Annotated in this window: 26 protein-coding genes; 13 read left to right on the plus strand and 13 right to left on the minus strand. The window is 69.8% G+C overall.

Annotation, left to right across the window (positions count from 1 at the left end; translation table 11 throughout):
* The first annotated feature begins 9 nt into the window (after nt 1-9).
* The 4 genes from ACODT0_RS10265 to ACODT0_RS10280 all read left to right on the plus strand — a co-directional run bounded on the left by ACODT0_RS10265 (nt 10) and on the right by ACODT0_RS10280 (nt 3,495).
* Nucleotides 10-927: a ParA family protein gene (locus tag ACODT0_RS10265; protein ID WP_057591808.1), complete on the plus strand. Its 918-nt coding sequence runs from the start codon at nt 10-12 to the stop codon at nt 925-927.
* Nucleotides 928-969: 42 nt separating this feature from the next.
* Nucleotides 970-1,518 carry an RBBP9/YdeN family alpha/beta hydrolase gene (locus ACODT0_RS10270; protein WP_489041182.1) on the plus strand — a complete coding sequence of 183 codons (549 nt, stop codon included), beginning with the start codon at nt 970-972 and terminating at the stop codon, nt 1,516-1,518.
* Nucleotides 1,518-2,480, plus strand: coding sequence for a ParB/RepB/Spo0J family partition protein (locus ACODT0_RS10275; protein WP_057591806.1), 963 nt, complete (start codon nt 1,518-1,520; stop codon nt 2,478-2,480). The genes ACODT0_RS10270 and ACODT0_RS10275 overlap by 1 nt, the downstream gene beginning before the upstream one ends.
* A 109-nt stretch (nt 2,481-2,589) precedes the next feature.
* Nucleotides 2,590-3,495: a CsgG/HfaB family protein gene (locus ACODT0_RS10280; protein ID WP_057591805.1), complete on the plus strand. Its 906-nt coding sequence runs from the start codon at nt 2,590-2,592 to the stop codon at nt 3,493-3,495.
* A gap of 91 nt (nt 3,496-3,586) precedes the next feature.
* On the opposite strand, the gene ACODT0_RS10285 is transcribed toward ACODT0_RS10280, so the two are convergent.
* Nucleotides 3,587-5,011: an FAD-binding oxidoreductase gene (locus ACODT0_RS10285; RefSeq protein ID WP_489041183.1), complete on the minus strand. Its 1,425-nt coding sequence runs from the start codon at nt 5,009-5,011 to the stop codon at nt 3,587-3,589.
* Nucleotides 5,012-5,222: 211 nt separating this feature from the next.
* Between ACODT0_RS10285 and ACODT0_RS10290 the strand changes: the two genes are divergently transcribed.
* The 3 genes from ACODT0_RS10290 to ACODT0_RS10300 are packed head-to-tail and all read left to right on the plus strand — an operon-like array spanning nt 5,223 to nt 6,721.
* Nucleotides 5,223-5,732 carry a DinB family protein gene (locus tag ACODT0_RS10290; RefSeq protein ID WP_489041196.1) on the plus strand — a complete coding sequence of 170 codons (510 nt, stop codon included), beginning with the start codon at nt 5,223-5,225 and terminating at the stop codon, nt 5,730-5,732.
* Between the two features lie 13 nt (nt 5,733-5,745).
* Entirely contained in the window at nt 5,746-6,327 is a 582-nt protein-coding gene (locus ACODT0_RS10295) for a cob(I)yrinic acid a,c-diamide adenosyltransferase (RefSeq protein WP_057591803.1), read from the plus strand.
* Nucleotides 6,328-6,358: 31 nt separating this feature from the next.
* Entirely contained in the window at nt 6,359-6,721 is a 363-nt protein-coding gene (locus tag ACODT0_RS10300) for a hypothetical protein (protein WP_261212155.1), read from the plus strand.
* 13 nt (nt 6,722-6,734) lie between these two features.
* On the opposite strand, the gene ACODT0_RS10305 is transcribed toward ACODT0_RS10300, so the two are convergent.
* The 4 genes from ACODT0_RS10305 to ACODT0_RS10320 all read right to left on the minus strand — a co-directional run bounded on the left by ACODT0_RS10305 (nt 6,735) and on the right by ACODT0_RS10320 (nt 8,765).
* Nucleotides 6,735-7,373: a GDSL-type esterase/lipase family protein gene (locus ACODT0_RS10305; RefSeq protein WP_489041184.1), complete on the minus strand. Its 639-nt coding sequence runs from the start codon at nt 7,371-7,373 to the stop codon at nt 6,735-6,737.
* Between the two features lie 112 nt (nt 7,374-7,485).
* The gene (locus ACODT0_RS10310; protein WP_489041185.1) at nt 7,486-7,833 is read right to left on the minus strand and encodes a DUF6176 family protein; all 348 of its coding nucleotides are present in this window, start codon (nt 7,831-7,833) and stop codon (nt 7,486-7,488) included.
* Nucleotides 7,830-8,246 (minus strand): VOC family protein, encoded by a 417-nt coding sequence (locus ACODT0_RS10315; protein WP_057591800.1) that lies wholly within the window; start codon nt 8,244-8,246, stop codon nt 7,830-7,832. The genes ACODT0_RS10310 and ACODT0_RS10315 overlap by 4 nt, the downstream gene beginning before the upstream one ends.
* Before the next feature lie 90 nt (nt 8,247-8,336).
* Nucleotides 8,337-8,765, minus strand: a complete 429-nt coding sequence (locus ACODT0_RS10320; protein ID WP_057591799.1) for a winged helix-turn-helix transcriptional regulator — start codon at nt 8,763-8,765, stop codon at nt 8,337-8,339.
* 143 nt (nt 8,766-8,908) lie between these two features.
* Here ACODT0_RS10320 and ACODT0_RS10325 point away from each other — a divergent pair, with 143 nt between their 5' ends.
* Together ACODT0_RS10325 and ACODT0_RS10330 are read left to right on the plus strand one after the other, a co-directional pair.
* Nucleotides 8,909-9,505: a dihydrofolate reductase family protein gene (locus ACODT0_RS10325; protein ID WP_057591798.1), complete on the plus strand. Its 597-nt coding sequence runs from the start codon at nt 8,909-8,911 to the stop codon at nt 9,503-9,505.
* Nucleotides 9,506-9,658: 153 nt separating this feature from the next.
* A complete protein-coding gene (locus ACODT0_RS10330; RefSeq protein WP_489041186.1) occupies nt 9,659-10,066 on the plus strand; it encodes an RcnB family protein in 408 nt (135 codons plus the stop codon).
* An 85-nt stretch (nt 10,067-10,151) separates the two neighbouring features.
* On the opposite strand, the gene ACODT0_RS10335 is transcribed toward ACODT0_RS10330, so the two are convergent.
* A complete protein-coding gene (locus tag ACODT0_RS10335) occupies nt 10,152-10,388 on the minus strand; it encodes a hypothetical protein (RefSeq protein WP_261212161.1) in 237 nt (78 codons plus the stop codon).
* Between the two features lie 206 nt (nt 10,389-10,594).
* Nucleotides 10,595-11,539 carry a CysB family HTH-type transcriptional regulator gene (locus tag ACODT0_RS10340; protein WP_489041187.1) on the minus strand — a complete coding sequence of 315 codons (945 nt, stop codon included), beginning with the start codon at nt 11,537-11,539 and terminating at the stop codon, nt 10,595-10,597.
* A gap of 175 nt (nt 11,540-11,714) precedes the next feature.
* On the opposite strand from ACODT0_RS10340, the gene ACODT0_RS10345 reads away from it, so the two are divergent.
* Together ACODT0_RS10345 and ACODT0_RS10350 are read left to right on the plus strand one after the other, a co-directional pair.
* Entirely contained in the window at nt 11,715-12,317 is a 603-nt protein-coding gene (locus tag ACODT0_RS10345) for a TetR/AcrR family transcriptional regulator (RefSeq protein ID WP_057591794.1), read from the plus strand.
* A 205-nt stretch (nt 12,318-12,522) separates the two neighbouring features.
* Nucleotides 12,523-13,440 carry an alpha/beta hydrolase gene (locus tag ACODT0_RS10350; protein ID WP_489041188.1) on the plus strand — a complete coding sequence of 306 codons (918 nt, stop codon included), beginning with the start codon at nt 12,523-12,525 and terminating at the stop codon, nt 13,438-13,440.
* 6 nt (nt 13,441-13,446) lie between these two features.
* Here the strand turns inward: ACODT0_RS10350 and ACODT0_RS10355 are convergent, their stop codons facing one another.
* A complete protein-coding gene (locus ACODT0_RS10355) occupies nt 13,447-14,415 on the minus strand; it encodes a fatty acid desaturase (protein ID WP_489041189.1) in 969 nt (322 codons plus the stop codon).
* Between the two features lie 136 nt (nt 14,416-14,551).
* Between ACODT0_RS10355 and ACODT0_RS10360 the strand changes: the two genes are divergently transcribed.
* Entirely contained in the window at nt 14,552-15,532 is a 981-nt protein-coding gene (locus ACODT0_RS10360; RefSeq protein ID WP_489041190.1) for a Bug family tripartite tricarboxylate transporter substrate binding protein, read from the plus strand.
* A 2-nt stretch (nt 15,533-15,534) separates the two neighbouring features.
* Nucleotides 15,535-17,139, plus strand: a complete 1,605-nt coding sequence (locus tag ACODT0_RS10365) for a rhodanese-like domain-containing protein (protein WP_489041191.1) — start codon at nt 15,535-15,537, stop codon at nt 17,137-17,139.
* Nucleotide 17,140: 1 nt separating this feature from the next.
* Here the strand turns inward: ACODT0_RS10365 and minE are convergent, their stop codons facing one another.
* The 5 genes from minE to ACODT0_RS10390 form a co-directional block, all read right to left on the minus strand.
* Nucleotides 17,141-17,419, minus strand: coding sequence for a cell division topological specificity factor MinE (gene minE, locus ACODT0_RS10370; protein WP_057591789.1), 279 nt, complete (start codon nt 17,417-17,419; stop codon nt 17,141-17,143).
* A gap of 3 nt (nt 17,420-17,422) precedes the next feature.
* Nucleotides 17,423-18,238, minus strand: a complete 816-nt coding sequence (gene minD, locus ACODT0_RS10375) for a septum site-determining protein MinD (RefSeq protein WP_057591862.1) — start codon at nt 18,236-18,238, stop codon at nt 17,423-17,425.
* A 64-nt stretch (nt 18,239-18,302) separates the two neighbouring features.
* Entirely contained in the window at nt 18,303-19,061 is a 759-nt protein-coding gene (minC, locus tag ACODT0_RS10380) for a septum site-determining protein MinC (protein ID WP_057591788.1), read from the minus strand.
* A gap of 155 nt (nt 19,062-19,216) precedes the next feature.
* Nucleotides 19,217-20,500 (minus strand): solute carrier family 23 protein, encoded by a 1,284-nt coding sequence (locus tag ACODT0_RS10385; protein ID WP_489041192.1) that lies wholly within the window; start codon nt 20,498-20,500, stop codon nt 19,217-19,219.
* Between the two features lie 49 nt (nt 20,501-20,549).
* Entirely contained in the window at nt 20,550-20,975 is a 426-nt protein-coding gene (locus ACODT0_RS10390) for a hotdog fold thioesterase (protein WP_057591786.1), read from the minus strand.
* Nucleotides 20,976-21,110 lie beyond the last annotated feature (135 nt).

The raw sequence follows: 21,110 nt of genomic DNA on the forward strand, positions 1-21,110 counted from the left end.
TCCTCCCCCATGGCCAAGATTTTCTGCATCGCCAACCAGAAGGGCGGCGTCGGCAAGACCACCACCACCGTCAACCTCGCCGCCGGCCTGGCCAAGGTGGGCCAGCGGGTGCTGATGATCGACCTCGACCCGCAGGGCAATGCCACCATGGGTTCGGGCATCGACAAGCGTCAGCTCGAGACCACGGTGTACGACGTGCTGCTCGAATCGGCTTCGGTGGCCGAGGCGCGGGTCAGGGCCGACAAGCTGGCGGAGGGCGGCTACGCCTACGATGTGTTGGGCGCCAACCGCGAGCTGGCCGGTGCCGAAGTCGAGATGGTTGCGCTCGACCGCCGCGAGAAACGCCTGCGCACCGCGCTGGCCGCGGTCGGTGCCGAGTACGACTTCGTGCTGATCGATTGCCCGCCGAGCCTGAGCCTGCTGACGCTCAACGGCCTGTGCGCGGCGCATGGCGTGATCGTGCCGATGCAGTGCGAGTACTTCGCGCTCGAGGGCCTGACCGACCTGGTCAACACCATCAAGCAGGTGCACGCCAATCTCAACAAGAACCTGCAGATCATCGGCCTGCTGCGCGTGATGTTCGATCCGCGCATCACGCTGCAGCAGCAGGTCAGCGAGCAGCTCAAGGCCCACTTCGGCGACAAGGTGTTCGACACCGTGATCCCGCGCAATGTGCGCCTGGCCGAGGCGCCGAGCTACGGACTGCCGGGCGTGGTCTTCGATCCGGCGGCGCGCGGCAGCCAGGCCTTCATCGCCTTCGCCGAGGAGCTGATCGCGAAGATGCCACCCGCGAGCGCTTTCGCCTCGGGCGCGGTGGCGCCCAGCACGCCGCCGGCACCGGGCCGCACTTCGCCCGACCTGCCGATTCCCGAGGACGTGCTGGCACCGGTGGGCGAGCCCAAGTCCAGCAGCGAAAACAACGCCTGAGCCTGATACTGCATATATAGTTAGCTATAAAAATAATAGCAAATGAGCGCTGAACCTCGTGTCCTTTTGCTGCCAGGCTGGCAGAACAGCGGCCCCGGCCACTGGCAGACCCTCTGGGAAGAAAAGCACCACGACCACCGCGTGGAACAGCATGAATGGATGCGGCCTCTGCGCGGCGACTGGTCGGCGCGGCTGGAGGAGGAAGTGCTGGCTTCGCCCGGCGACGTGGTCTTCGCCGCCCACAGCCTGGGCTGCATCCTGGTGGCCGCCTGGGCTGCCCATTCGCGCCACACCGCGCGGGTACGCGGCGCGCTGCTGGTCGCGCCCGGCGACCTCGAGCGCGAGGACGTGCGCCAGATGATCCCGGGCTGGGCGCCGATCGTGCGCCGGCCGCTGCCTTTTCCCGCCGTGCTGATCGCCGCCAACGACGACCCGTACTGCGAGGCCGCCCGCTCGCGCCAGATGGCGAGCGACTGGGGGGCGCGCTTCGTCGACGCGGGCGCGCGTGGCCACCTGAATGCCGAATCCGGCCTGGGCGACTGGCCCGAGGGCCGGCAACTCCTGAACGACGTGTCGAAAGAAAAGAACTGATGGCGACCAAGAAACCCAAGGGCCTGGGCCGCGGCCTCGAAGCGCTGCTCGGCCCCACGGCCGCCCCTTCCAGCGACAACGCCGGCGACGGCGGCTCCGGCGAGAACGGAGCGCCGCAGAACCCGAGCAGCCTGCGGCTCGACCAGATGGTGGCCGGCGTCTACCAGCCGCGCACCCGCATGGACGAGGGCGCGCTCTACGAGCTGGCCGAGAGCATCAAGGCGCAGGGGATCATGCAGCCGATCCTGGTGCGCCGGCTCGACGAGGAGTCCGCCGCCGCCAAGAACGCCGAGTTCGAGATCATCGCGGGCGAACGCCGCTTCCGTGCCGCCAGGCTGGCCGGTCTCGAGAGCGTGCCGGTGCTGGTGCGCGACGTGCCCAACGAGGCCGCCGCGGCGATGTCGCTGATCGAGAACATCCAGCGCGAGGACCTGAACCCGCTCGAAGAGGCCCAGGGCCTGCAGCGCCTGGTCAGCGAGTTCGGCCTCACGCACGAGGCCGCCGCCCAGGCCGTGGGCCGCTCGCGCAGCGCCGCCAGCAACCTGCTGCGCCTGCTCAACCTGGCCGAGCCCGCGCAGGCCATGCTGATGGCCGGCGACATCGACATGGGCCATGCGCGCGCGCTGCTGGCGCTGGACCGCGGCACCCAGATCACGGCGGCCAACCAGATCGCCGCCAAGAAGATGTCGGTGCGCGAGGCCGAGGCGCTGGTGAAGAAGCTCGCGGCCGAATTCAGCCTCACGGCCGCGCCGCGGCGCAGCGGCCAGAACGGCGAGAAATCGCGCGACCTCGAGCGGGTCGAGGAGGAACTGGCCGACCTGCTGACCGCCGAGGTCGAGGTGCGGATCAAGAAGCGCAGCAAGCGCGGCGGCAAGATCGAGGAGAGCGGCGAGCTCGCGATCCATTTCGGCTCGATCGACGCGCTCAACGGCCTCATCGAGCGCATCCGCCGAACGGCCTAAGCCGTGTCGCGGCGTCCTCCGACGTCCGCTTGATTGTTCCGGTCATCCATTGCGCGTATCCTCGCCGCAGCTTTTTTCCACCCGACGATCTCGAGAGAGGGAGCCCGCCATGAAGTTCTTCACCACCCGTTTCCCGCTCGCGGCCGTGGCCGTGGGCGCGCTGCTGCTCACGGGCTGCGCCACCACCGACATGCAGATGGGCAGCCAGTCGGCCAAGACCATGGCCACCGGCAGCGCCGCCGGCGGTGCCACCTCGGGCGAGAGCAGCCAGCTCGAGCGCTGCGAATCGCCGCTGGGCACCGTCTCGCTGATCGAGAACGTCAACGCGGGCTGGTACACCATCCTCACGGGCGAATACCGCCTGCCGCCTACTGCAAACCTGTTGCGTTTGCTGGTGCAGCAGTCGAACTGCTTCGTGGTGGTCGAGCGCGGCGCGGCCGGCATGAACGCGATGACGCGCGAGCGCGCGCTGCAGCAGTCGGGCGAGATGCGCGGCGGCAGCAACTTCGGCCGCGGCCAGATGGTCGCGTCGGACTACGGCCTGTCGCCCGAGATCGTGTTCAGCAACAGCGACGCGGGCGGCCTCGGCGGTTCGCTCGGCGGCCTGGTGGGCGGCAACCGCGGCCGCGCGCTGGCCGCGATCGGCGGCAGCATGCAGACCAAGGAAGCCTCGGCGCTGCTGACGCTGATCGACAACCGTTCGGGCGTGCAGGTCGCGGCCTCCGAAGGCAGCGCCTCCAAGACCGACTTCGGCGCCTTCGGCTCCATCGTCGGCCGCAGCGCCGGCGGCGGCCTCGGCGGCTACACCAACACCGCGCAGGGCAAGGTGATCGCGGCGGCCTTCATGGACGCCTTCAACCAGATGGTCCGTTCGCTGCGCAACTACAAGGCGCAGACCGTGCGCGGCCAGGGCCTGGGCGGCGGTGGCCGGCTCGGCGTGGATGGCGGCGCGGCGCCGTCGCAGACCTACGTGCCGGCCGAGCAGCCGCAGCAGCCGGCGCGCCGCCGCAAGTAATCGGACGCAGGGCCTTCGGGGCCCGCCCAGCAAAAAAGCCCGGGGCTTCCTTCGAAGCCGCCGGGCTTTTTGCCGGATGCGCGGCGTGCGCTCAGAGCTGGAAGATCTTGCCCGGGTTCATGATGTTCTTCGGATCGAGCGCGCGCTTGATCGTGCGCATCATGTCGATCGCGCCGGCACCGGCCTCGGTCACCAGGAAGTCCATCTTGTGCAGGCCCACGCCGTGCTCGCCGGTGCAGGTGCCCTCGAGCGCGAGCGCGCGGCTCACCAGCGCGTGGTTGAGCGCCTCGGCCTTCACGCGCTCCTCGGGCACGTTGGGATCGAGCAGGTAGCCGAAGTGGAAGTTGCCGTCGCCCACGTGGCCGACGAGGAAGTAGGGGATGCCGCTGGCATCGGCTTCGGCCACCGAGTCGAGCAGGCAGTCGGCCAGGCGCGAGATCGGCACGCAGGTGTCGGTCGAGATCACGCGGCAGCCCGGGCGCGACTGCACCGCGGCGAAGTAGCTGTTGTGCCGCGCGGTCCACAGGCGCGTGCGTTCTTCCGGCGTGCTGGCCCATTCGAAGGCATTGCCGCCATGGCCGCTCGCGATCTCCTGCACCGTCTCGGCCTGTTCCTTCACGCCCGCGGGCGAGCCGTGGAACTCCATCAGCAGCATCGGTTCCTCGCGCAGGTTCAGCTTGGCGTAGGCATTCACCATGCGCACCGTGTTCACGTCGATCAGTTCCACGCGCGCGATCGGCACGCCGAGCTGGATGGTCTCGATGGTGGTGCGCACGGCCGCCTCGATGCTCGGGAACGAGCAGATCGCGGCCGACACCGCCTCGGGCAGCGGATAGATGCGCAGCGTGATCTCGGTGACCACGCCCAGCGTGCCTTCGCTGCCCACCATCAGGCGCGTGAGGTCGTAGCCGGCCGAGGACTTCTTCGCGCGCGTGCCGGTGCGGATCGTGTCGCCCGCGGCCGTCACCACCTCGAGCGCCAGCACGTTCTCGCGCATCGTGCCGTAGCGCACCGCGTTCGTGCCGCTGGCGCGCGTGGCCGTCATGCCGCCGATGGAGGCATCGGCGCCCGGGTCGATCGGGAAGAACAGGCCGGTGCTCTTGATCTCCTCGTTGAGCTGCTTGCGCGTGACGCCCGGCTGCACCGTGACCGTGAGGTCGTCGGCATTGACCGACAGCACCCGGTTCATGCGCGACACGTCGATGCTGATGCCGCCCTGCACCGCGAGCAGGTGGCCTTCGAGCGAGGAGCCCACGCCGAAGGGGATGACGGGTACGCTGTGCTCGCTCGCGAGCTTCACGGCCTCGGCCACGTCCTGCGTGCTCTCGGCGAACACCACGGCCGAGGGCGGCGGCGCATCGAACGAGGATTCGTCGCGACCGTGCTGCGTGCGCACCGCGAGCGCCGTGGAACAGCGTTCGCCGAAGCGGGCCTTGAGCGCATCGATCAGCACTGCCGGCACCTCGCGCAGATGAAGCTCCGGCAGCAGGTGCGAGGTCGAGGTCGGGGCGTTCATCGGGGGTCTCCTGGCTGTGGAAGAGGGGAAAAGAGGGGCGGGGGCGAACGGACCATTCTACGAAGCGGGGCGCGAACCGGCATCGGGCCGATCCCCGTACGGCAGTCGGGCGAGGGGGTTAAGCGGCCCTGACCTGGATGCCGATGCCGCAAAATCCTGCTCCCGCCTTTCTCCGCGGCCCGCGACGCACGGGCCGCGTGCCGCGATGACCATCGATCCCACGACCCTGCAGGCACTGGCCGCCTTTCCGGCCCTGCTCGACGCCCACTATGCCGCGATCCCCGCCGCCGCGCGCGACTTCGCGCCGGCCTCGTGGGAGGGCGTGCCGAGCGAGCCCTTCACACCGCTGCAGCAGGTCTGCCATGTGCGCGACATCGAGGTCGAGGGCTACCACCTGCGCTTTCGCCGCACGCTCGACGAGGAGCAACCGCTGCTGGCCTCGATCGACAGCGAGGCCGTGAATGCGCAGCGCCCCTACGGCGCGGCCGATGCCGAGCGCGCGCTGGCCGAGTTCCGCGCCGCGCGCGCCCACACGCTGGCGCTGCTGGGCACGCTCGATGCCGCGCAGCTCGCGCGCACCGCGGTGTTCGAAGGCTATGGTCCGCTCACGCTGCGCAGCCTGGTGCACTATCTGTGCAGCCACGACCAGCAGCACCTCGCGGGCCTGCAATGGCTGCGCGGCAAGATCGAGGCGCAGGCCGCCTCCACCCCCTCGGCATAGGAACGAACACACCATGGGCAACCGACTCTCGCAGATCGCCACGCGCACCGGCGACGACGGCACCACCGGCCTCGGCGACAACACGCGCGTGCCCAAGGACCACCTGCGCGTGCACGCCATGGGCGACGTCGACGAGCTCAACTCGCACATCGGCCTGCTGCTGTGCGAGCCGCTGCCCGAGGCGGTGCGCGAGCTGCTGGTCGACGTGCAGCACCAGCTGTTCAACCTCGGCGGCGAGCTCTCGATGCCCGGCTATGCGCTGCTCAAGCCCGAAGCCCTGCTGCAGCTCGACAACGCGCTGGCCGACCACAACGCCACGCTGCCGCGGCTGGCCGAATTCATCCTGCCGGCCGGCACCCGCGGCGCTTCGCAGGCCCATGTGTGCCGCACCATCGCGCGCCGCGCGGAACGGGCCGTGGTCGCGCTCGGCGCCACGGCCACGCTCAACGACACGCTGCGCCAGTACCTCAACCGCCTGAGCGACCTGCTGTTCGTGCTCGCGCGCGTGCTCAACCGTGTCGATGGCGGCGACGACGTCTACTGGAAGAGCGAGCGCATGGCGCGCGCCGCGGCCGCGGGCGACGAGCCCGCTTGATGACGAACCCGATGCTTCGAGGAGATCTCCGATGACCCTTCGTCCCCGACTCCGTCTCGCGGCCGCCGCGTCGTTGGCCGCGCTGATGCTGCTGCCGGCCGCTTCGGTGCAGGCGCAGAGCGCCGACAACCCGCCGCGCGCGCAGCGCGCCCACACGCTCAAGCCGCCGCCGCGCGACAGCAAGGTGATCGGCGGCGTGCAGCGCGGCACCAACGCCGCGGGCCGTGGCATCGATCGCGCGGACGATGCCACGCGGCGCGGTGTCGACAAGGTGTCGCAGCGCGCGAGCCGTCCGGTGCGCAACGTGGGCGAGGCCTTCGGCCGCAAGCTCGCGCCGGGCTCCAGCGGCCGCGCCGCGCCGCCGCCGGTCGGCCCGCAGGGCAACGCACCCTGATCGGCCGCGGCGCTCAGCGCCAGCCGGCTTTCTGCAACTGGTCGGCGATCTGCTGCGCGATCTTCTCGTAGCCCTGCGCATTCGCATGGATGCGGTCGGAGCGCAGCGCCGGATCGGACAGCACGCCCGCATACACCGCCGGAATCAGCAGCGCCTGCTCGGCGGTCGCGACTTCTTCGTAGAGCGGCGCGTCGCCGAGCGCGCCGATGGTCGCGCGCAGCAGTTCGGGCGCGGGCGTGGCGATCAGCGCCACGCGCGGCGTGTGCGTGCGCGCCTGCCGCACGATCGCCGCGATGTTGTCGCGCGTGGTCTGCAGCGGCACGCCGCGCAGCATGTCGTTGCCGCCGATGCCCACCAGCACCGCGTCGTAGCTGTCGGCCGCGAGCAGCGCATCGAGCCGCTTCAGGGCACCGGCCGAAGTGTCGCCGTTGACGCCCTCGTTGACCACCTGCCAGCCCGTGAGCCCCGCGAGCCTCGCGGGCCAATCCTCGCCGGGCGGGGCACCGTACCCGAAGGTCAGGCTGTCGCCCAGCGCGAGCAGCCTGGCATCGGCCTTGAGCGCCGGCTCCGAGGCCTTGCGCCGGCCGCAGGCCGCGAGCGTGGAGGCGGCGATGCCGCCGGCGAGGAGCTGCAGCAGGTGGCGTCGGTTCATGGGTGCGTGGGGGTGGGAGTGAAGGCGGGCGCCAGCATAGCGGCGCATTTCGCGCGCGCCCGAAAGACCGTACCGGGCCTGGCGGCAAGCGGGCAGGGCGGGAAGAGGGCGGTCAGCGGCGCAGGTCCACCAGCGCCTCGAGCCGCTTCACTTCGGCCCAGGTCTCGCGCTTGAAGGCCTGGTGATAACGGTCGATGGCCTCGGCCGATTGCAGCGCGACCTGCTGCGCTTTCTCGTGCGAGGCGGCGCGCATGTAGTAGACGAGGAAGTCGCCCTCGGCACCGCTGTCGAGAAACACCGATTCGATCGTGACGCCTTCCGCGGCCAGCGTTTGCAGCGCCTCCTCGCGGTGTTCCTCGATGTAGCGGGCCCATGCGCGCACGCGCTCGAGCGATCCCGGATGCAGGCGCACGCGCGCGCAGACGGCGCTGTCCGCAGGCTGCCGTGTGGCGTCGCTCAATCGTTTGCCTCGCCACCCGTGGCCACCGTGCGCTCGCGCAGCTGGAACACATTGCCCTCGGTGTCGTGCCCGTCGCAATAGCGATGGCCGCCGAAGGCCCATTCGGCCTCGGCTGGCTTCAAGGCCCCGCCGCGCTCGGCCGCCGCGCGCCGCGCATCGTGCAGGCTCGGGACCGGAAAGACGAACTTCAGCGCCGTGTTCTCGCGCCGTGCCGGCGGCTGCGTCACATGGACCCGGGCCGCGATGTCGCCATGCATCGCGACCACGAACAGCTGCAGCGCGGGCGACTCGAGCGTGTGGAAGCCGCCTTCGGCGTGGGCGAGCGAGAGCCCCGCGACATGGGTGTAGAAGCTGCTCAGCCGTGTCACGTCCTTGGCGTAGACGACGGCTGCCGCGACGGTGTGTTCGCTCATCCGGATCCCCTCGGTGCTGGTTGCTGCGTTGGGGCGGCATTCTGCCAGCGACCCTGCGCACCGCCGGTGACCGGAGGTGACGGCCGTGCTTCAGGCCGCACGGCCCTCGGCATGCGCGCGGCGCAGTTCCGCCTGCAGCTTCTTCCAGAGCGTGGGGCCGCCTTTCTCGAGCGCGGCGGCGTCGGCCGCGCTGTCCTTCGTGACCGGCGTGTGCTTGCGGCCCCAGATGCCGATCTGCGCCACCACCGGCAGCAGGTCGATGCCCATGGGCGTGAGGCTGTAGAGCGCCTTCTGCCGGTGCGTGGGATCGTCGCTCTTGCGCAGCACGCCCTGCTCGACGAGCTTGCCGAGCCGCTCGGTGAGGATGTTGGTGGAGATGCCTTCGTCGGACTGCAGGAACTCGCGGAAGTGGCGCTTGCCCGCGAACATCATGTCGCGCACGATCAGCAGGCTCCAGCGGTCGCCGAAGACTTCCAGCGCGAGGTTGATCGGGCAGAGGGATTTTTCCTGGGATGCCATGGCGCGCTCTCCTACGCTTCTCTTTCGAAACCGCTTGCATTCTTGCACCGGTCGAAAGACACTGCAACCGCGCGCCGAAACCGATTGCGATTCACAAGCAGTCTGGCGCCTCGATTCCTTCACGACCCACCCGGAGAACGCGCATGAGAAAGCTGATCCTTCAGATGCAGATGTCCGTCGACGGCTACGTGGCGGCGGCCCACGCCGACCTGCGCTGGCAGCTCTGGGGCTGGGGCGATCCCTGGCCCTGGGACGAGCGGCTCAAGCAGGACTTCAACACCGTGTTCGACAGCGTGGGCACCATCCTCTTGAGCCGCAAGATCGCGGAGGAGGGCTATATCGACCACTGGGGCCGCGCCGCGATGCGCTTTCCCGCCGACCGCCACTACGCCTTCGCGCAGAAGATCGTCAACGCCGACAAGGTGGTGCTGTCGAACAAGCTCGAGGCTTCGCGCTGGGAGCGCACGGCGGTGGTCCATGGCGACCTCGCCGAGGCGGTCGAGACGCTCAAGCGCGAGGAGGGCGGCGACATCCTCTCGATCGGCGGCGTGGGCTTCGCCTCGGCGCTGGTCGAGGCCGGCGTGGTCGACGAGTTCCAGTTCTTCGTCAATCCGGCCGCGGTGGGCGGCGGGCTCTCGGTGTTCAACGATCGCAGCAAGGGCCACCGGCTCGCGCTGCTGCGCTCCGACGCCTACGAATGCGGCATCGTCGTCAACCGCTACGTGCCGGGCCTGCCCTGAAACGGCACCATGGCGCCGCGCGGCTGTAGGAGCACAGGAGACGCGGATACCACCGCTTACCTTGTTTCACTTCGCGCCTACCTGAGCACCGGCTGACCGACACACGGGCCGCACACAATGGACTCGTCATCACAACAAACGAAGGAGTTCCAGATGTTCATCAACAAGACGAAGGGCATGGCCGTGGCCGCCGCGGCGCTCGCGATGTGCATGGCGGCAGGCAGCGCCTTCGCGCAGGGCCGTGGTCATGACGATCATCGCGGCGGCCCCCCCGGCCATCGGATGGACCATCGCGGCCCGCCGCCCGGCCACTGGGGCAACCAGGACTTCCGCGACGGACGCCAGTTCGATCGCCGCGGCTTCCCGCAGCCGCACGCCGAATGGCGCCGCGGTGGCCGCGTGCCGAGCGAGTACCGCACGCGCAACTACGTGGTCAACGACTACCGCGCCTACCGCCTGCAGCCGCCGCCGCGTGGCTACCAGTGGATGGGCGTGGGCGGCGACTTCGTGCTGGCCGCGATCGCCACGGGCGTGATCGCGCAGATCATCGCTGGCCATTAAGTGCCCACTGCCAGTGGGTTGCGCGAGCAGCCCGCGCAAAAGCCGCCGCAGGCTCAGGCCGCGGCGGCTTTTTCGTTGAGGGGCTTCAGACGAGCGCGGTGGGCGCGAGCTGCGCGCAGACGTTGCGGCCCGTGATCGTGAGCCGCAGGCCGCCGCCGTGCCATTCGAGCCAGTTGAGGTTCACGTAGGCGTCGATGTCGCTGTCGTCGATGCGGTCGGCATGGCGTTGCTGCAGCAGTTCCACCGTGGCGGGCAGCGCGCGTCGCAGGCGTTCGCGTTGTTCGCTGGCTTCGGCGGCCCTGAGGGCCTTGGCTTTCGCCATGGAATTCTGCTGCTGCGAAATCGATGCCATTGCTGATCCGTTCCGGAAAGCTGGGATGAATGCGAATGTACGCTCCTTGTGTGAAGCAACTGGCAGCTTTTTCATGCTTTCGTACGGAAGTCTTGCTGCTTTGGTCGACATCGTGACCAAAGCCTCGCATCCGCCGTGCGAAGTCCATGCGCCAAGCCCTTGTCGGGCCACGCTTTTCAGATTTCGTAGTGCGAAGCCCGGGTTTCGTCGGTCAGTGCCTTTTCCACCACAGCGCGCGTGAGGGTCGGCGCGAAGGACTCGATGAAGGCGTAGACGTACTTGCGCAGGTAGTTGCCGCGCCGCACCGCGAGCTTCGTGAGGTTGATGCCGAAGTGGCGCCCCGCGTCGATCGCGCGCAGCTGCGTGTCGCGCTCGGCCTCGTAGGCCACGCCGGCCACGATGCCCACGCCCATGCCCAGCTGCACGTAGGTCTTGATCACGTCGGCATCCATCGCGGCCAGCACGATGTTGGGCGTGAGCCCGCGCTGCGCGAAGGCCTCGTCGATGCGCGAGCGGCCCGTGAAGCCGGTGTCGTAGGTGATCAGCGGATAGCGCGTGAGCGCATCGAGCGTGAGCGGCGCGTCGAGCAGCGGATGGTCCGGCGGCACGATCACCGAATGGGTCCAGCGGTAGCAGGGCAGCGCGACCAGCTGCGGATAGTCGCCCAGCGCCTCGGTGGCGATGCCCACGTCGGCCTCGCCGTCGATCAGCATCTGCGCGATCTGCTTGGGCGAGCCCTGGTGCAGGTGCAGCTTCACGTTGGGAAACTGGGCGCGGAATTCCTGCACCGCCACCGGCATCGCATAGCGCGCCTGCGAGTGCGTGGCCGTCACCGACAGCAGGCCGCTCTGCTGCGCGACGAATTCCTGGCCGGCATGGCGCAGGTTGCTGCTCTCGAGCAGCATGCGCTCGATGATCGGCAGCACGTGGCCGCCGGGCTCGGTGAGGCCGGTGAGCCGCTTGCCGGCCCGCACGAAGAGCTCGATGCCGAGCTCCTCCTCGAGTTCGCGGATCTGCCGGCTCACGCCGGGCTGCGAGGTGTGGAGGGTATGGGCGACCTCGGTCAGGTTGAAGCCGCAACGAACGGCCTCGCGTACCGAGCGCAGTTGTTGGAAGTTCATCTGGCGCGGAAGGGTCATGTCCCGGAGCGGGACGGACCGCGAATTCTCTGCACAACGGCTTATGCGGGGAACGATGCGTTTGTTGGTTTCACATGAGCAAATCATCTTTGGAGCCTCCGACAAGGCCGTTCCCGCGTGGATTGTCATTTCGCACGACTGTGCTAAAGTGCGCCGCATGGACGCCAAGACCCAGAAGAGCGAACTGACCCGCGCCGCCATCGTCGGCGCGGCGATGGACCTCGCGCTGGCCGAGGGCCTGGAGGCGATCACGCTGCAGGCGATCGCGAGCCGGCTGGCCCTGTCCAAGAGCGGCGTGTTCTCGCGCGTGGGATCGCGCGAGGCGCTGCAGAAGGCCGTCATCGAGGAGTACGGCCGCCGCTTCCTGGCCGACGTGTTCGTGCCCGCGATGCAGAAGCCCAAGGGCCTGGCACGGCTGACCGATATCGTCGAGCGCTGGATCGCGCGCACGCGCGACGTCGAGAGCCAGACCGGCTGCCTCTACATGGCCGGTGCCTTCGAGTACGACGACCGCGAGGGCGAGCTGCGCGAGCTGCTGCTCGCCGAGATCACGCGCTGGCGCGCCGCCTTGCGCCGCACCGTGCTGCAGGCGGTGGACAGCGGCGAGCTCAAGGCAGGCACCGATGCCGCGCTGCTGGTGAGCGAGCTCAACGGCCTCGTGATGACCCTGCTGCACGACGCGCGCTTCCTGCGCGATCCGCTGGCCGGCGAGCATGCCGCGCGCAGCTGGCGGCGCATCCTTTCCGACTACCGCGCCTGAGGCAGGTCCCGGGCGCACGCCTTTCGTCTTTGCTTATCTGAATTTCGCACAATCGTGCGATAAAAAAGGAGAAACACCATGCTGATCCTCGTCCTCTGCCTGGCCGTCTACGCGCTGGCCCTCGGCATCGAAACCCTGCGCGAAGCCCTGCGTGCGCTGCCCGGCAGCAACCAGGACTGGGTCTGGTACTGAAGGAGCGCAGCGCATGACGAGCAGCGCCACGCCTTCGGCCTCCACCCATGCCGCGCGTTCCGGCTACTACGGCGCCAGCCTCCGGCTGCGTGCCGTGCGCTGGACGCTCGGCGCCATCGAGCGCCTCTGGCCCGCGCTCGGCGTGCGCGCGGCCAGCCGCGTGTTCCGCACGCCGCTGCCGCCCAAGTGGCTCTACCGCGGCCAGGGGCCGGGCGCCGAGTGGCGGCGCGAGACCTGGGCCTTCGAGCAGGGCAGCCTCGGCCTCTACCACCTCGCCTCGCAGGCCTCGGCCGTCGACGAGACGCCCGTGGTGCTGCTGATGCACGGCTGGGGCGGCCATGCGGGCCAGATGCTGCCGCTGGCCCAGGCCATCGCCGCGGCGGGCCTGCGGCCGGTGCTGCTCGAGCTGCCGGCGCACGGTCGCAGCGCGGGCTGGGCCAGCAACCTGCCGCAGTTCGCGCGCGCGCTCGAGTACGTCGCGGCGCGGCTCGCGGCCGAGGGCCATGGGCTGCGCGCGGCCATCGCGCACTCGATGGGCGGCAACGCGCTGGCCTACGCGGCGGCGCGCGGACTGCCGGCCGACCGGCTGGTGCTGCTGGCGCCGCCCGCCTCGCCGCGCGAATACACGCGCTACTTCGCCCACGTGTTCGGCCTGCGCGAGCGCACGCGCGCCGCGATGCAGCGGCGCATCGAGTCGCGCGAGGGCATCCTGATGCCGCAATTCGAGCCGCCCGCCGTCGGTCCGCGCATCGCACGGCCGACCCTGATCGTGCACGACCGCGACGACCGCGTGAACCGCTTCGCCGACAGCGAGGCCTACCGCGATGCGATCCCGGGTGCGCGGCTCGTCGCCACGCAGGGGCTGGGGCACCGCCGCATCCTCAAGGAGGCCGAGGTGATCGAGCGCGTGCTGGGCTTCGTCGCAGGCTAGGGCCCGTTACCAAGCCGGATGCACCGGCACGAACACCGGCCGGAACAGGTGCCGCCGCACGATCTGCCCATAGCCGCGGTAGTAGAAGTGGCCGTTGGCCGCCAGCACCGCCGCGCGGTGGCGCCGGAAGTACACCGGGATCTCGTACCAGGGCATGGTCGGCGCGCGGTGGTGCACGTGGTGCAGGTTGTTGAAGAGGTAGAGCAGGCCGAACACCGCGTTCGATTCGACGATCGCCACGCGCTCGTGCGGCGTGTCGGCCCAGCGGTGCTCGGTGAAGGTGCGCAGCGAGCCCAGCATCATCCCCGGGTAGACGAAGCACAGCAGGTACTCGCCCAGGCTCATGCCGGCCACGTCGATCACGAAGTACAGCACCGGCGCCACGCTCAGCGCATGCCAGCCCCAGGTCGGCAAGCGCGAGAAGTCGCCGGCCGCGACCCGGCCGGTCTCGAAGCGTACCAGCTTCCACAGCCGCAGGAAGGGCCCCAGCACGACGCGGAAGGCCACCGTCTGGTTCGCCAGATAGATCCAGCGCCAGAAGCGTCCGTAGCCGGCCCAGGCCGGTGCCGAGTGGTAGGCGCTCTCGGTGTCGCGCTCGGGATGCGTGAGGTGGAAGTTGACGTGGTGCGCGCTGTGGCCGCGGTTGTAGAACGGGTACGGCAGCCACAGGTTGAGCGGCGGCCACACCACGGCCCAGCGCAGCCACTGCGGCAGCTGGCGCATCGCGTGGATGCTCTCGTGCTGCAGCGAGAAGTGCAGCTGCGCGAGGTAGCCGCCCGCGACGAACAGCGCCCAGCCCGGCAGCGCCGCATGCCACCAGACCAGCGCGGCCCAGGCCAGGTAGAGCGCGCCCGCGAGCAGCAGGGTGGGCACCTCGTAGTGCCACCACCAGTGGCGGCGGCCCCGCGCGGGGGCCACCGCAACGGCGGGCGGGGGTTGCAGCGGCTGGGTGGAGGTGCGGGCGGCGGTGTTCATGAGGAGGCGGTCCGGCCTGCGATGCTAGGAAGCCCCGGCCGCATCGCATGCGCCCATTCCGCATAAGCAAGGGTGCGAAACTTCGTTCGCGCCGCCGCCCTCGCGACCTAGGCTCGCTGGCTTTTTGCGTCGTCCCATGAACACCCTCCCCTCGCGCGGCCTCGCCGCCTTGCTGCTCGCCCTGTCGACCGTGCTGCCGGCCCGGGCCGCAGCGCCCGACGACTATCCGCAGCGCACGGTCCGCGTGGTCGTGCCCTACCCCGCGGGCGGCATCGCCGACAAGATCGGCCGCGAGGTTGCCGAGCAGCTGCAGCAGCGCCTGAAACAGCCCGTGGTGGTCGAGAACCGCAGCGGCGCGGCCGGCAACATCGGCTTCGACTACGTGGCGCGCCAGCCGGCCGACGGCTACACGCTGCTGCTCGCGCCGGCCTCCAACCTCACGGTGCAGCCCGCGCTGTTCAAACAGCTGAGCTACGACCTCGCGCGCGACTTCACGCCGGTGTCGCTGCTGGTGCAGACGCCGCAGCTGCTGCTGGTCAATCCCAAGGTGCCGGTCAACAGCCCGCGCGAGCTCATCGACTACTCGAAGAAGAACCCCGGCAAGGTCAACTACGGCATCAGCGTGGGTGCCTATTCGCACTTGGCGGGCGAGCTGCTCAAGTCCCGGACCGGCGCCGACTTCACGCCCATCCCCTACCAGGGCAGCGCGCCCGCCCTCAACGACCTGCTCGCGGGCCAGACCCAGTTCATCTTCAACGAGGTCGTGACCGCGATCCCCTTCGTCAAGGCCGGCACGCTCAAGCCGCTGGCCGTGGCCTACCGCAGCCGCGCGCCCTGGCTGCCCGAGGTGCCCACCGCCGCCGAGGCCGGCCTCGGCGACTTCGAGGTCACCTCGTGGTACGGCGTGGTGGTGCGCAGCGGCACGCCCGCGCCGCTGGTGCAGCGCCTCTCGCGCGAGCTGCGCGAGATCGTGCAGTCGGCCGACTTCCGCAAGCGCTACGACGACATCGGCGCCTTCACCGTCGGCAGCTCGCCCGAGGAGTTCGCGCGCTTCATCCAGGCCGAGACCGTCAAGTGGACCGCGGTGGTGAAGCAGGCCGGCATCCAGCCGAACTGACGATGAGCGCGCACGACCGCCCCACCCTCGACGCCGCGGCGCTGCATGCGCTGCTGCTGGCCGCCGACGGCCCCGAGCTCGCGCTGCTCGACGTGCGCGAGACCCGCCACTACGTCGCGCGGCATCCGAACCTCGCGCGCAATGCGCCGCTGAGCGGCCTCGAGCCGCAGGTCGTCACGCTGGTGCCGCGCCGTTCCACGGCGATCGTGCTCTACGACGACCGCGCCGCGCCCGGTGGCCCCGCGCACGAGGCCGCGGCCGTGCTCGAACGGCTGGGCTACACCGATGTGCGCCTGCTGGCCGGCGGCATCGAGGCCTGGGCCGCGCAGGGGCTGCCCGTCATCGACGGCTACGGCACGCTGGTCAAGGCCTTCGGCGACCGCGCGCGGCTGCATTTCGGCACGCCCTCGGTCGGCGTCGAGGCGCTGCGCGAGCGGCTGCGCGACGGCCGGCCCACCACGCTGGTCGATGCGCGGCCGCGCGCCGAATTCGAATTCCTCTCGCTGCCGGGCGCGCGCAATCACCCCGGCACCGAGCTCGCATTGCGGCGCTTCGATGCGCCCGCCGCTGCCGACCATCTCTGGGCCATCAACTGCTTCAGCCGCACGCGCGGCATCGTCGGCGCCACCACCCTGCGGCTGCTGGGCCGCGCGCGCGACGCGGTGTTCGTCGAGGACGGCGTGATGGACTGGGGCCTGCACGGCGGCCCCGTGGTGCAGAACGCCGCGCCGGCCGACCTGCTGCCGGCCGAGTCGCCCGAGCGGCTGCGCGAACTGGCCGACGGCCTGATCGCGCGCCACCGCCTGCCGCTGGCCGATGCCGCGCAGCTCGCGCGCTGGCAGGCCGACCCGCGGCGCAGCCTCTACCTGTTCGACGTGCGCCCGCAGCCCGACCCGGCCTTCGCGGGCACGGCCGTGCAGCAGGTGCCGGGCGGTCAACTGCTGATGCATTTCGAGAACCTCGTGGGCACGCGCGGCGCGCGCATCGTGCTCATCGACGATCCGGCGCACCGGCTGCGCGCCGCCATCACGAGCTTCTGGCTCACGCAGCTCGGCCAGGCCGAGGTGCATGTGTTCGATGGCCCGCTGCCCTCCCAGGGCCTGCCGCCGGCCCCTTCCACCGCGATCGCCGATGCCCCGCCCGCCATCGAGGCCGAGGCGCTCGGAGGCGCCACGGTGGTCGACGTCGGCCCGAGCCTCGACTACGAGCGCGGCCACCTGCAGTGCGCGCTCTACCTGCTGCCGGCCTCGCTGGCGCCGCTCTCTCCATGGATCGTGCCGGGCCGCACGCTGGTCTTCACCTCGCCCGACGGCATCGCGGCGAGCCGCGTGGCGCGCGATGCGCAACGCCGCTGGCCCGGGGCCGGCGCGCGCTTCGGCTGGCTCGCGGGCGGCACCCAGGCCTGGAAGGCCTCGGGGCGGCCGCTGTCGACCACGCTCGATCCGGCGCGCCTGCTGACCCCGTTCGACGACGACTGGGGCTCGGTGATGCGCGTGTTCGGGCCGCGGCGAGACCCGGCCTGGGCCGACTACCTGGCGTGGGAGCGCGCCCTGTCGGCGCGCGTGGTCGCGGACCCGACGGTCCGCTTCCGCTTCTTCGAGCGCTGACTCAGCGCGCCGGCGTGGGTGCCGGGTCGGGCAGCTCGATCTTGATGTCGAGCACTTCGAGGTTGTCCTGGGTTTCCAGGTGGACCTTGATGTCGTCGGGATTGATGGCCACGTACTTCGAGATCACCGCCACCAGCTCGCGCTGGAGCTCGGGCAGGTAGTCGGGCCGCTTCTTGCCGCTGAGGCTGGAACGCTCGTGGGCGAGGATGATCTGCAGGCGCTCCTTGGCAACGCTTGCAGTCTTCTTCTTCTCGCCAAGGAGGAACGAGAGGAACGACATGCCTTATCTGCCTCCGAAAATCCGCTTGAAGAAGCCCGGCTTCTCGGCCTCGACGAAACGCATCGGCTTGTCCTCGCCGAGGAAGCGCGCCACCACGTCGCTGTAGGCCTGGGCCACGTCCGTGTCCTTGTCGTGGATCGCGGGCACGCCCTGGTTGGAGGCATGCAGCACGCTCTCCGACTCGGGGATCACGCCGATCAGCGGAATGCGCAGGATGTCCTGGATGTCCTCCAGCGAGAGCATCTGGCCGCCCGCCACCCGGTTCGGGTTGTAGCGCGTGATCAGCAGGTGTTCCTTGACCGGGTCGCCGCCGTCCTTGGCGCGCTTGGTCTTGCTGCTGAGCATGCCCAGGATGCGGTCCGAGTCGCGCACCGACGAGACCTCGGGATTGGTCACCACCAGCGCCTCGTCGGCGAAGTGCATGGCCATCATCGCGCCGGTCTCGATGCCCGCGGGCGAGTCGCAGACGATGTAGTCGAAGTCCATCGCGGCCAGGTCGGCCAGCACCTTCTCCACGCCTTCCTGCGTCAGCGCTTCCTTGTCGCGCGTCTGCGAGGCGGCGAGAACGAACAGGTTCTCGCACTGCTTGTCCTTGATCAGGGCCTGGCTCAGGTTGGCCTCGCCCTGGATCACGTTGATCAGGTCGTACACCACGCGGCGTTCGCAGCCCATGATCAGGTCGAGGTTGCGCAGGCCCACGTCGAAGTCGATCACGGCCGTCTTCTTGCCCGCGAGCGCGAGGCCCGAGGAGAAACTGGCGCTCGTGGTCGTCTTGCCGACGCCGCCCTTGCCCGAGGTCACCACCACTATCTTGGCCATGGCCATTCCTTCTTGTTTCGATTCGGTTGTTGCTGGATCGCTGCCGCGTTGTCCCGGCTTGCCGTCAGGCAATGGGCTCGATCACGATTTTCTTGCCATCGAGCCGGATCTGGGCCGCCTTCGCGAGCACCGTGTCGGGCAGCGGCACTTCCGAGGTCCGGTAGATGCCGGCCACCGCCACCAGCTGGGCTTCGAGGCAGGTCGAGAAGATCCGCGCCTCGGTGTTGCCGCGCGCGCCGGCGATCGCCTTGCCGCGCAGCGGCGCGTACACGTGCACGTTGCCGTCGGCGATGACCTCGGCGCCATGGCTCACCACGGCCGTCACGATCACGTCGCCGCCACGCGCGTAGACCTGCTGGCCCGAGCGCAGCGGCCGGTCGATCAGGAGCGTGCCGTTGGCCGGCACCGGCACCTCGCGCACGATCTGCGGCGCGGGCGACGGGGCCGCCGGCGGCGGCTCGGCCGGGCGCGGGGCCGGGGCGGCGGGCATGTCGGTCACCACCAGGCCGGCGGCGCGGGCCGCGGCGTGCTGGGTCTCGCTGCCGCCGCGCACCGCGATCGGCTGGGTCTGGTGGCGCGCCAGCAGGCCGCGCAGCGCCTCGAAATCGAGCGCCCCGGCCTCGGCGGAGGCTTCCGGCAGTTGCGAGAGATCGATGACCACCGGTTCCTGCTCGAAGAAATCGGGGGAATCCGCCAGCTGGGCGTCGAGCGCCTCGGCCAGCACGCCCAGATCGGTCGTCTTGAGGATGACCGCGATCAGCGGCAGCGTGGCGCTCTTGAATTCGAATACCGCCTTGGTGCGCGCGGCGGAGACATCGGCCATTGGGGAAACGTCTGGAAAACGTCGGTGCGAAAAGCCTGGGAGTCTAACGGGCGCGGGCCGCGCGGCGGTGGTGCGCCGCGGCCCGGGCCGCCCTGGAAGCACATTTATTGCACGAGGTTTCACTTTGGGGGCTTGCACGGGCCCCCGGAAGCGGCTCAGTTCTTCGTGCGGCCCAGCAGTGCGTAAAGAATGATGGCGCCGAAGGTGGCGGTGCCGATGCCGCCGAGCGCGAAGTCGCCGAACTTCAGCGTGAAGTCGCCGGTGCCGATGATCAGCGTGATCGCCGCCACGATCAGGTTCTTGTTCTGCGAGAAGTCGACCTTGTTGTCGACCCAGATCTTGGCGCCCGCCACCGCGATCAGGCCGAACACCACGATGCTCACGCCGCCCATCACCGGCAGCGGGATGGCCTGGATCAGCGCGCCGAACTTGGGGCTGAAGCCCAGCACCAGCGCGATCACCGCCGCCACCACGAACACCGCCGTCGAGTAGATGCGGGTGGCGGCCATCACGCCGATGTTCTCGGCATAGGTGGTCACGCCGGTGCCGCCGGCCGCGCCGCTGACCACCGTGGCGATGCCGTCGCCGATGAAGGCGCGGCCCATGTAGCCGTCGAGGTTGCGCCCGGTCATGGCCGTCACCGCCTTCAGGTGGCCCAGGTTCTCGGCCACCAGGATGATCGCCACCGGGGCGATCAGCAGCATCGCGTTGGCCGTGAACACCGGCGCGGTGAAGGCCGGTGCGCCGAACCAGGCCGCGGCGGCGATGCCGCCGAGGTCCACCGGCTTGCCCAGGCCCATGCCGTTGGTCAGCACGGCATAGACGATGGTGGCCAGGATCAGCCCCACCAGGATCAGCAGCCGCTGCACCATGCCGCGCGTGAACACCGCCACCAGGCCCACGCAGAGGAAGGTCAGCGCCTGCATCCAGGCGTCGAAGTTGCCGGCCGCCATGTTCTTGATCGGCACGTTCGCGAGGTTGAGCCCGATCACCGCCACCACCGCGCCGGTCACCACCGGCGGCATGAAGCGCTCGATCCAGCCCGTGCCCACGGCCTGCACGATCGCGCCGATCAGGATGTAGACCACGCCGCAGGCCACGATGCCGCCCAGCGCCACCGCGATGTTGGCGTTGGGCCCCTTGCCGGCGTAGCCGCTGGCCGCGATCACCACGCCGATGAAGGCGAAGCTCGAGCCCAGGTAGCTGGGCACCTTGCCGCCGGTGATCAGGAAGAAGATCAGCGTGCCGATCCCGCTCATCAGGATCGCGATGTTGGGGCTGAAGCCCATCAGGATCGGTGCCAGCACGGTGGCGCCGAACATCGCGATCACGTGCTGCACGCCCATGAATCCGGTCTGGACCCAGGGCAGGCGTTCGTCGGGCGCGACCACGCGCCCCTCGGTGGCGGCGACTTCGCGCCAGGTGAATGGATTGCTCATGGCTTGTCTCCTCGTGTCGTGGTCCAGGCTTGTAGGCTGCCGGTCGTGCTCAGCCCTTGGGCTGGAGCACCGCCATTGTGATGCGCGAAACGCAGGTCAGCTCGCCCGTCTCGTTGGTCAGGTCGATCTGCCAGACCTGGGTGCTGCGCCCGCGGTGCACCGGGCGGGCCGTGCCGATCACCCAGCCGCTCGAGGCCGAGCGGATGTGGTTGGCGTTGATGTCCAGGCCCACGGCGCGGTCGCCCTCGGGCGCCGAATAGTGGGCGCCGCACGAGCCCAGCGTCTCGGCCAGCACCACCGACACGCCGCCGTGCAGGATGCCGTAGGGCTGGCGCGTGCGGTTGTCGACCGGGCAACGTGCGCGGATGAAGTCGTCGCCGACCTCGAGGAATTCGATGCCCAGGTGTTCCACGGTGGTGCCGACGTGGCTTTGGGTCAGGGCTTCGACCGAGATGTCTTTCTTCCAGATGCGCATGGCGTGCTCGTCTTTCGTCTTGGTGTGCTTCGAAAAGGGTGGCGGAAACTAGGGCCTGTTAACTCTATAGAAGGGGTCGCGAAGCTTGCCATAGCCCGCCCATCAAGGCGCGCGACGACGCGTGTGCGTCCGCAC

This window comes from Variovorax sp. FG153 (assembly GCF_057809595.1).

What these genes read in the sequence shown, in the direction of transcription:
- ACODT0_RS10315 (WP_057591800.1), bottom strand. Translation starts at nt 8,246, where the DNA reads ATGAGCGAACACACCGTCGCGGCAGCCGTCGTCTACGCCAAGGACGTG.
- ACODT0_RS10320 (WP_057591799.1), bottom strand. Translation starts at nt 8,765, where the DNA reads ATGGCATCCCAGGAAAAATCCCTCTGCCCGATCAACCTCGCGCTGGAA.
- ACODT0_RS10300 (WP_261212155.1), top strand. Translation starts at nt 6,359, where the DNA reads ATGACCCTTCGTCCCCGACTCCGTCTCGCGGCCGCCGCGTCGTTGGCC.
- ACODT0_RS10275 (WP_057591806.1), top strand. Translation starts at nt 1,518, where the DNA reads ATGGCGACCAAGAAACCCAAGGGCCTGGGCCGCGGCCTCGAAGCGCTG.
- ACODT0_RS10280 (WP_057591805.1), top strand. Translation starts at nt 2,590, where the DNA reads ATGAAGTTCTTCACCACCCGTTTCCCGCTCGCGGCCGTGGCCGTGGGC.
- ACODT0_RS10330 (WP_489041186.1), top strand. Translation starts at nt 9,659, where the DNA reads ATGTTCATCAACAAGACGAAGGGCATGGCCGTGGCCGCCGCGGCGCTC.
- minD (WP_057591862.1), bottom strand. Translation starts at nt 18,238, where the DNA reads ATGGCCAAGATAGTGGTGGTGACCTCGGGCAAGGGCGGCGTCGGCAAG.
- ACODT0_RS10305 (WP_489041184.1), bottom strand. Translation starts at nt 7,373, where the DNA reads ATGAACCGACGCCACCTGCTGCAGCTCCTCGCCGGCGGCATCGCCGCC.
- minC (WP_057591788.1), bottom strand. Translation starts at nt 19,061, where the DNA reads ATGGCCGATGTCTCCGCCGCGCGCACCAAGGCGGTATTCGAATTCAAG.
- ACODT0_RS10285 (WP_489041183.1), bottom strand. Translation starts at nt 5,011, where the DNA reads ATGAACGCCCCGACCTCGACCTCGCACCTGCTGCCGGAGCTTCATCTG.
- ACODT0_RS10340 (WP_489041187.1), bottom strand. Translation starts at nt 11,539, where the DNA reads ATGAACTTCCAACAACTGCGCTCGGTACGCGAGGCCGTTCGTTGCGGC.
- ACODT0_RS10270 (WP_489041182.1), top strand. Translation starts at nt 970, where the DNA reads ATGAGCGCTGAACCTCGTGTCCTTTTGCTGCCAGGCTGGCAGAACAGC.
- ACODT0_RS10325 (WP_057591798.1), top strand. Translation starts at nt 8,909, where the DNA reads ATGAGAAAGCTGATCCTTCAGATGCAGATGTCCGTCGACGGCTACGTG.
- ACODT0_RS10385 (WP_489041192.1), bottom strand. Translation starts at nt 20,500, where the DNA reads ATGAGCAATCCATTCACCTGGCGCGAAGTCGCCGCCACCGAGGGGCGC.
- ACODT0_RS10265 (WP_057591808.1), top strand. Translation starts at nt 10, where the DNA reads ATGGCCAAGATTTTCTGCATCGCCAACCAGAAGGGCGGCGTCGGCAAG.
- ACODT0_RS10360 (WP_489041190.1), top strand. Translation starts at nt 14,552, where the DNA reads ATGAACACCCTCCCCTCGCGCGGCCTCGCCGCCTTGCTGCTCGCCCTG.
- ACODT0_RS10355 (WP_489041189.1), bottom strand. Translation starts at nt 14,415, where the DNA reads ATGAACACCGCCGCCCGCACCTCCACCCAGCCGCTGCAACCCCCGCCC.
- ACODT0_RS10350 (WP_489041188.1), top strand. Translation starts at nt 12,523, where the DNA reads ATGACGAGCAGCGCCACGCCTTCGGCCTCCACCCATGCCGCGCGTTCC.
- ACODT0_RS10345 (WP_057591794.1), top strand. Translation starts at nt 11,715, where the DNA reads ATGGACGCCAAGACCCAGAAGAGCGAACTGACCCGCGCCGCCATCGTC.
- minE (WP_057591789.1), bottom strand. Translation starts at nt 17,419, where the DNA reads ATGTCGTTCCTCTCGTTCCTCCTTGGCGAGAAGAAGAAGACTGCAAGC.
- ACODT0_RS10295 (WP_057591803.1), top strand. Translation starts at nt 5,746, where the DNA reads ATGGGCAACCGACTCTCGCAGATCGCCACGCGCACCGGCGACGACGGC.
- ACODT0_RS10365 (WP_489041191.1), top strand. Translation starts at nt 15,535, where the DNA reads ATGAGCGCGCACGACCGCCCCACCCTCGACGCCGCGGCGCTGCATGCG.
- ACODT0_RS10335 (WP_261212161.1), bottom strand. Translation starts at nt 10,388, where the DNA reads ATGGCGAAAGCCAAGGCCCTCAGGGCCGCCGAAGCCAGCGAACAACGC.
- ACODT0_RS10390 (WP_057591786.1), bottom strand. Translation starts at nt 20,975, where the DNA reads ATGCGCATCTGGAAGAAAGACATCTCGGTCGAAGCCCTGACCCAAAGC.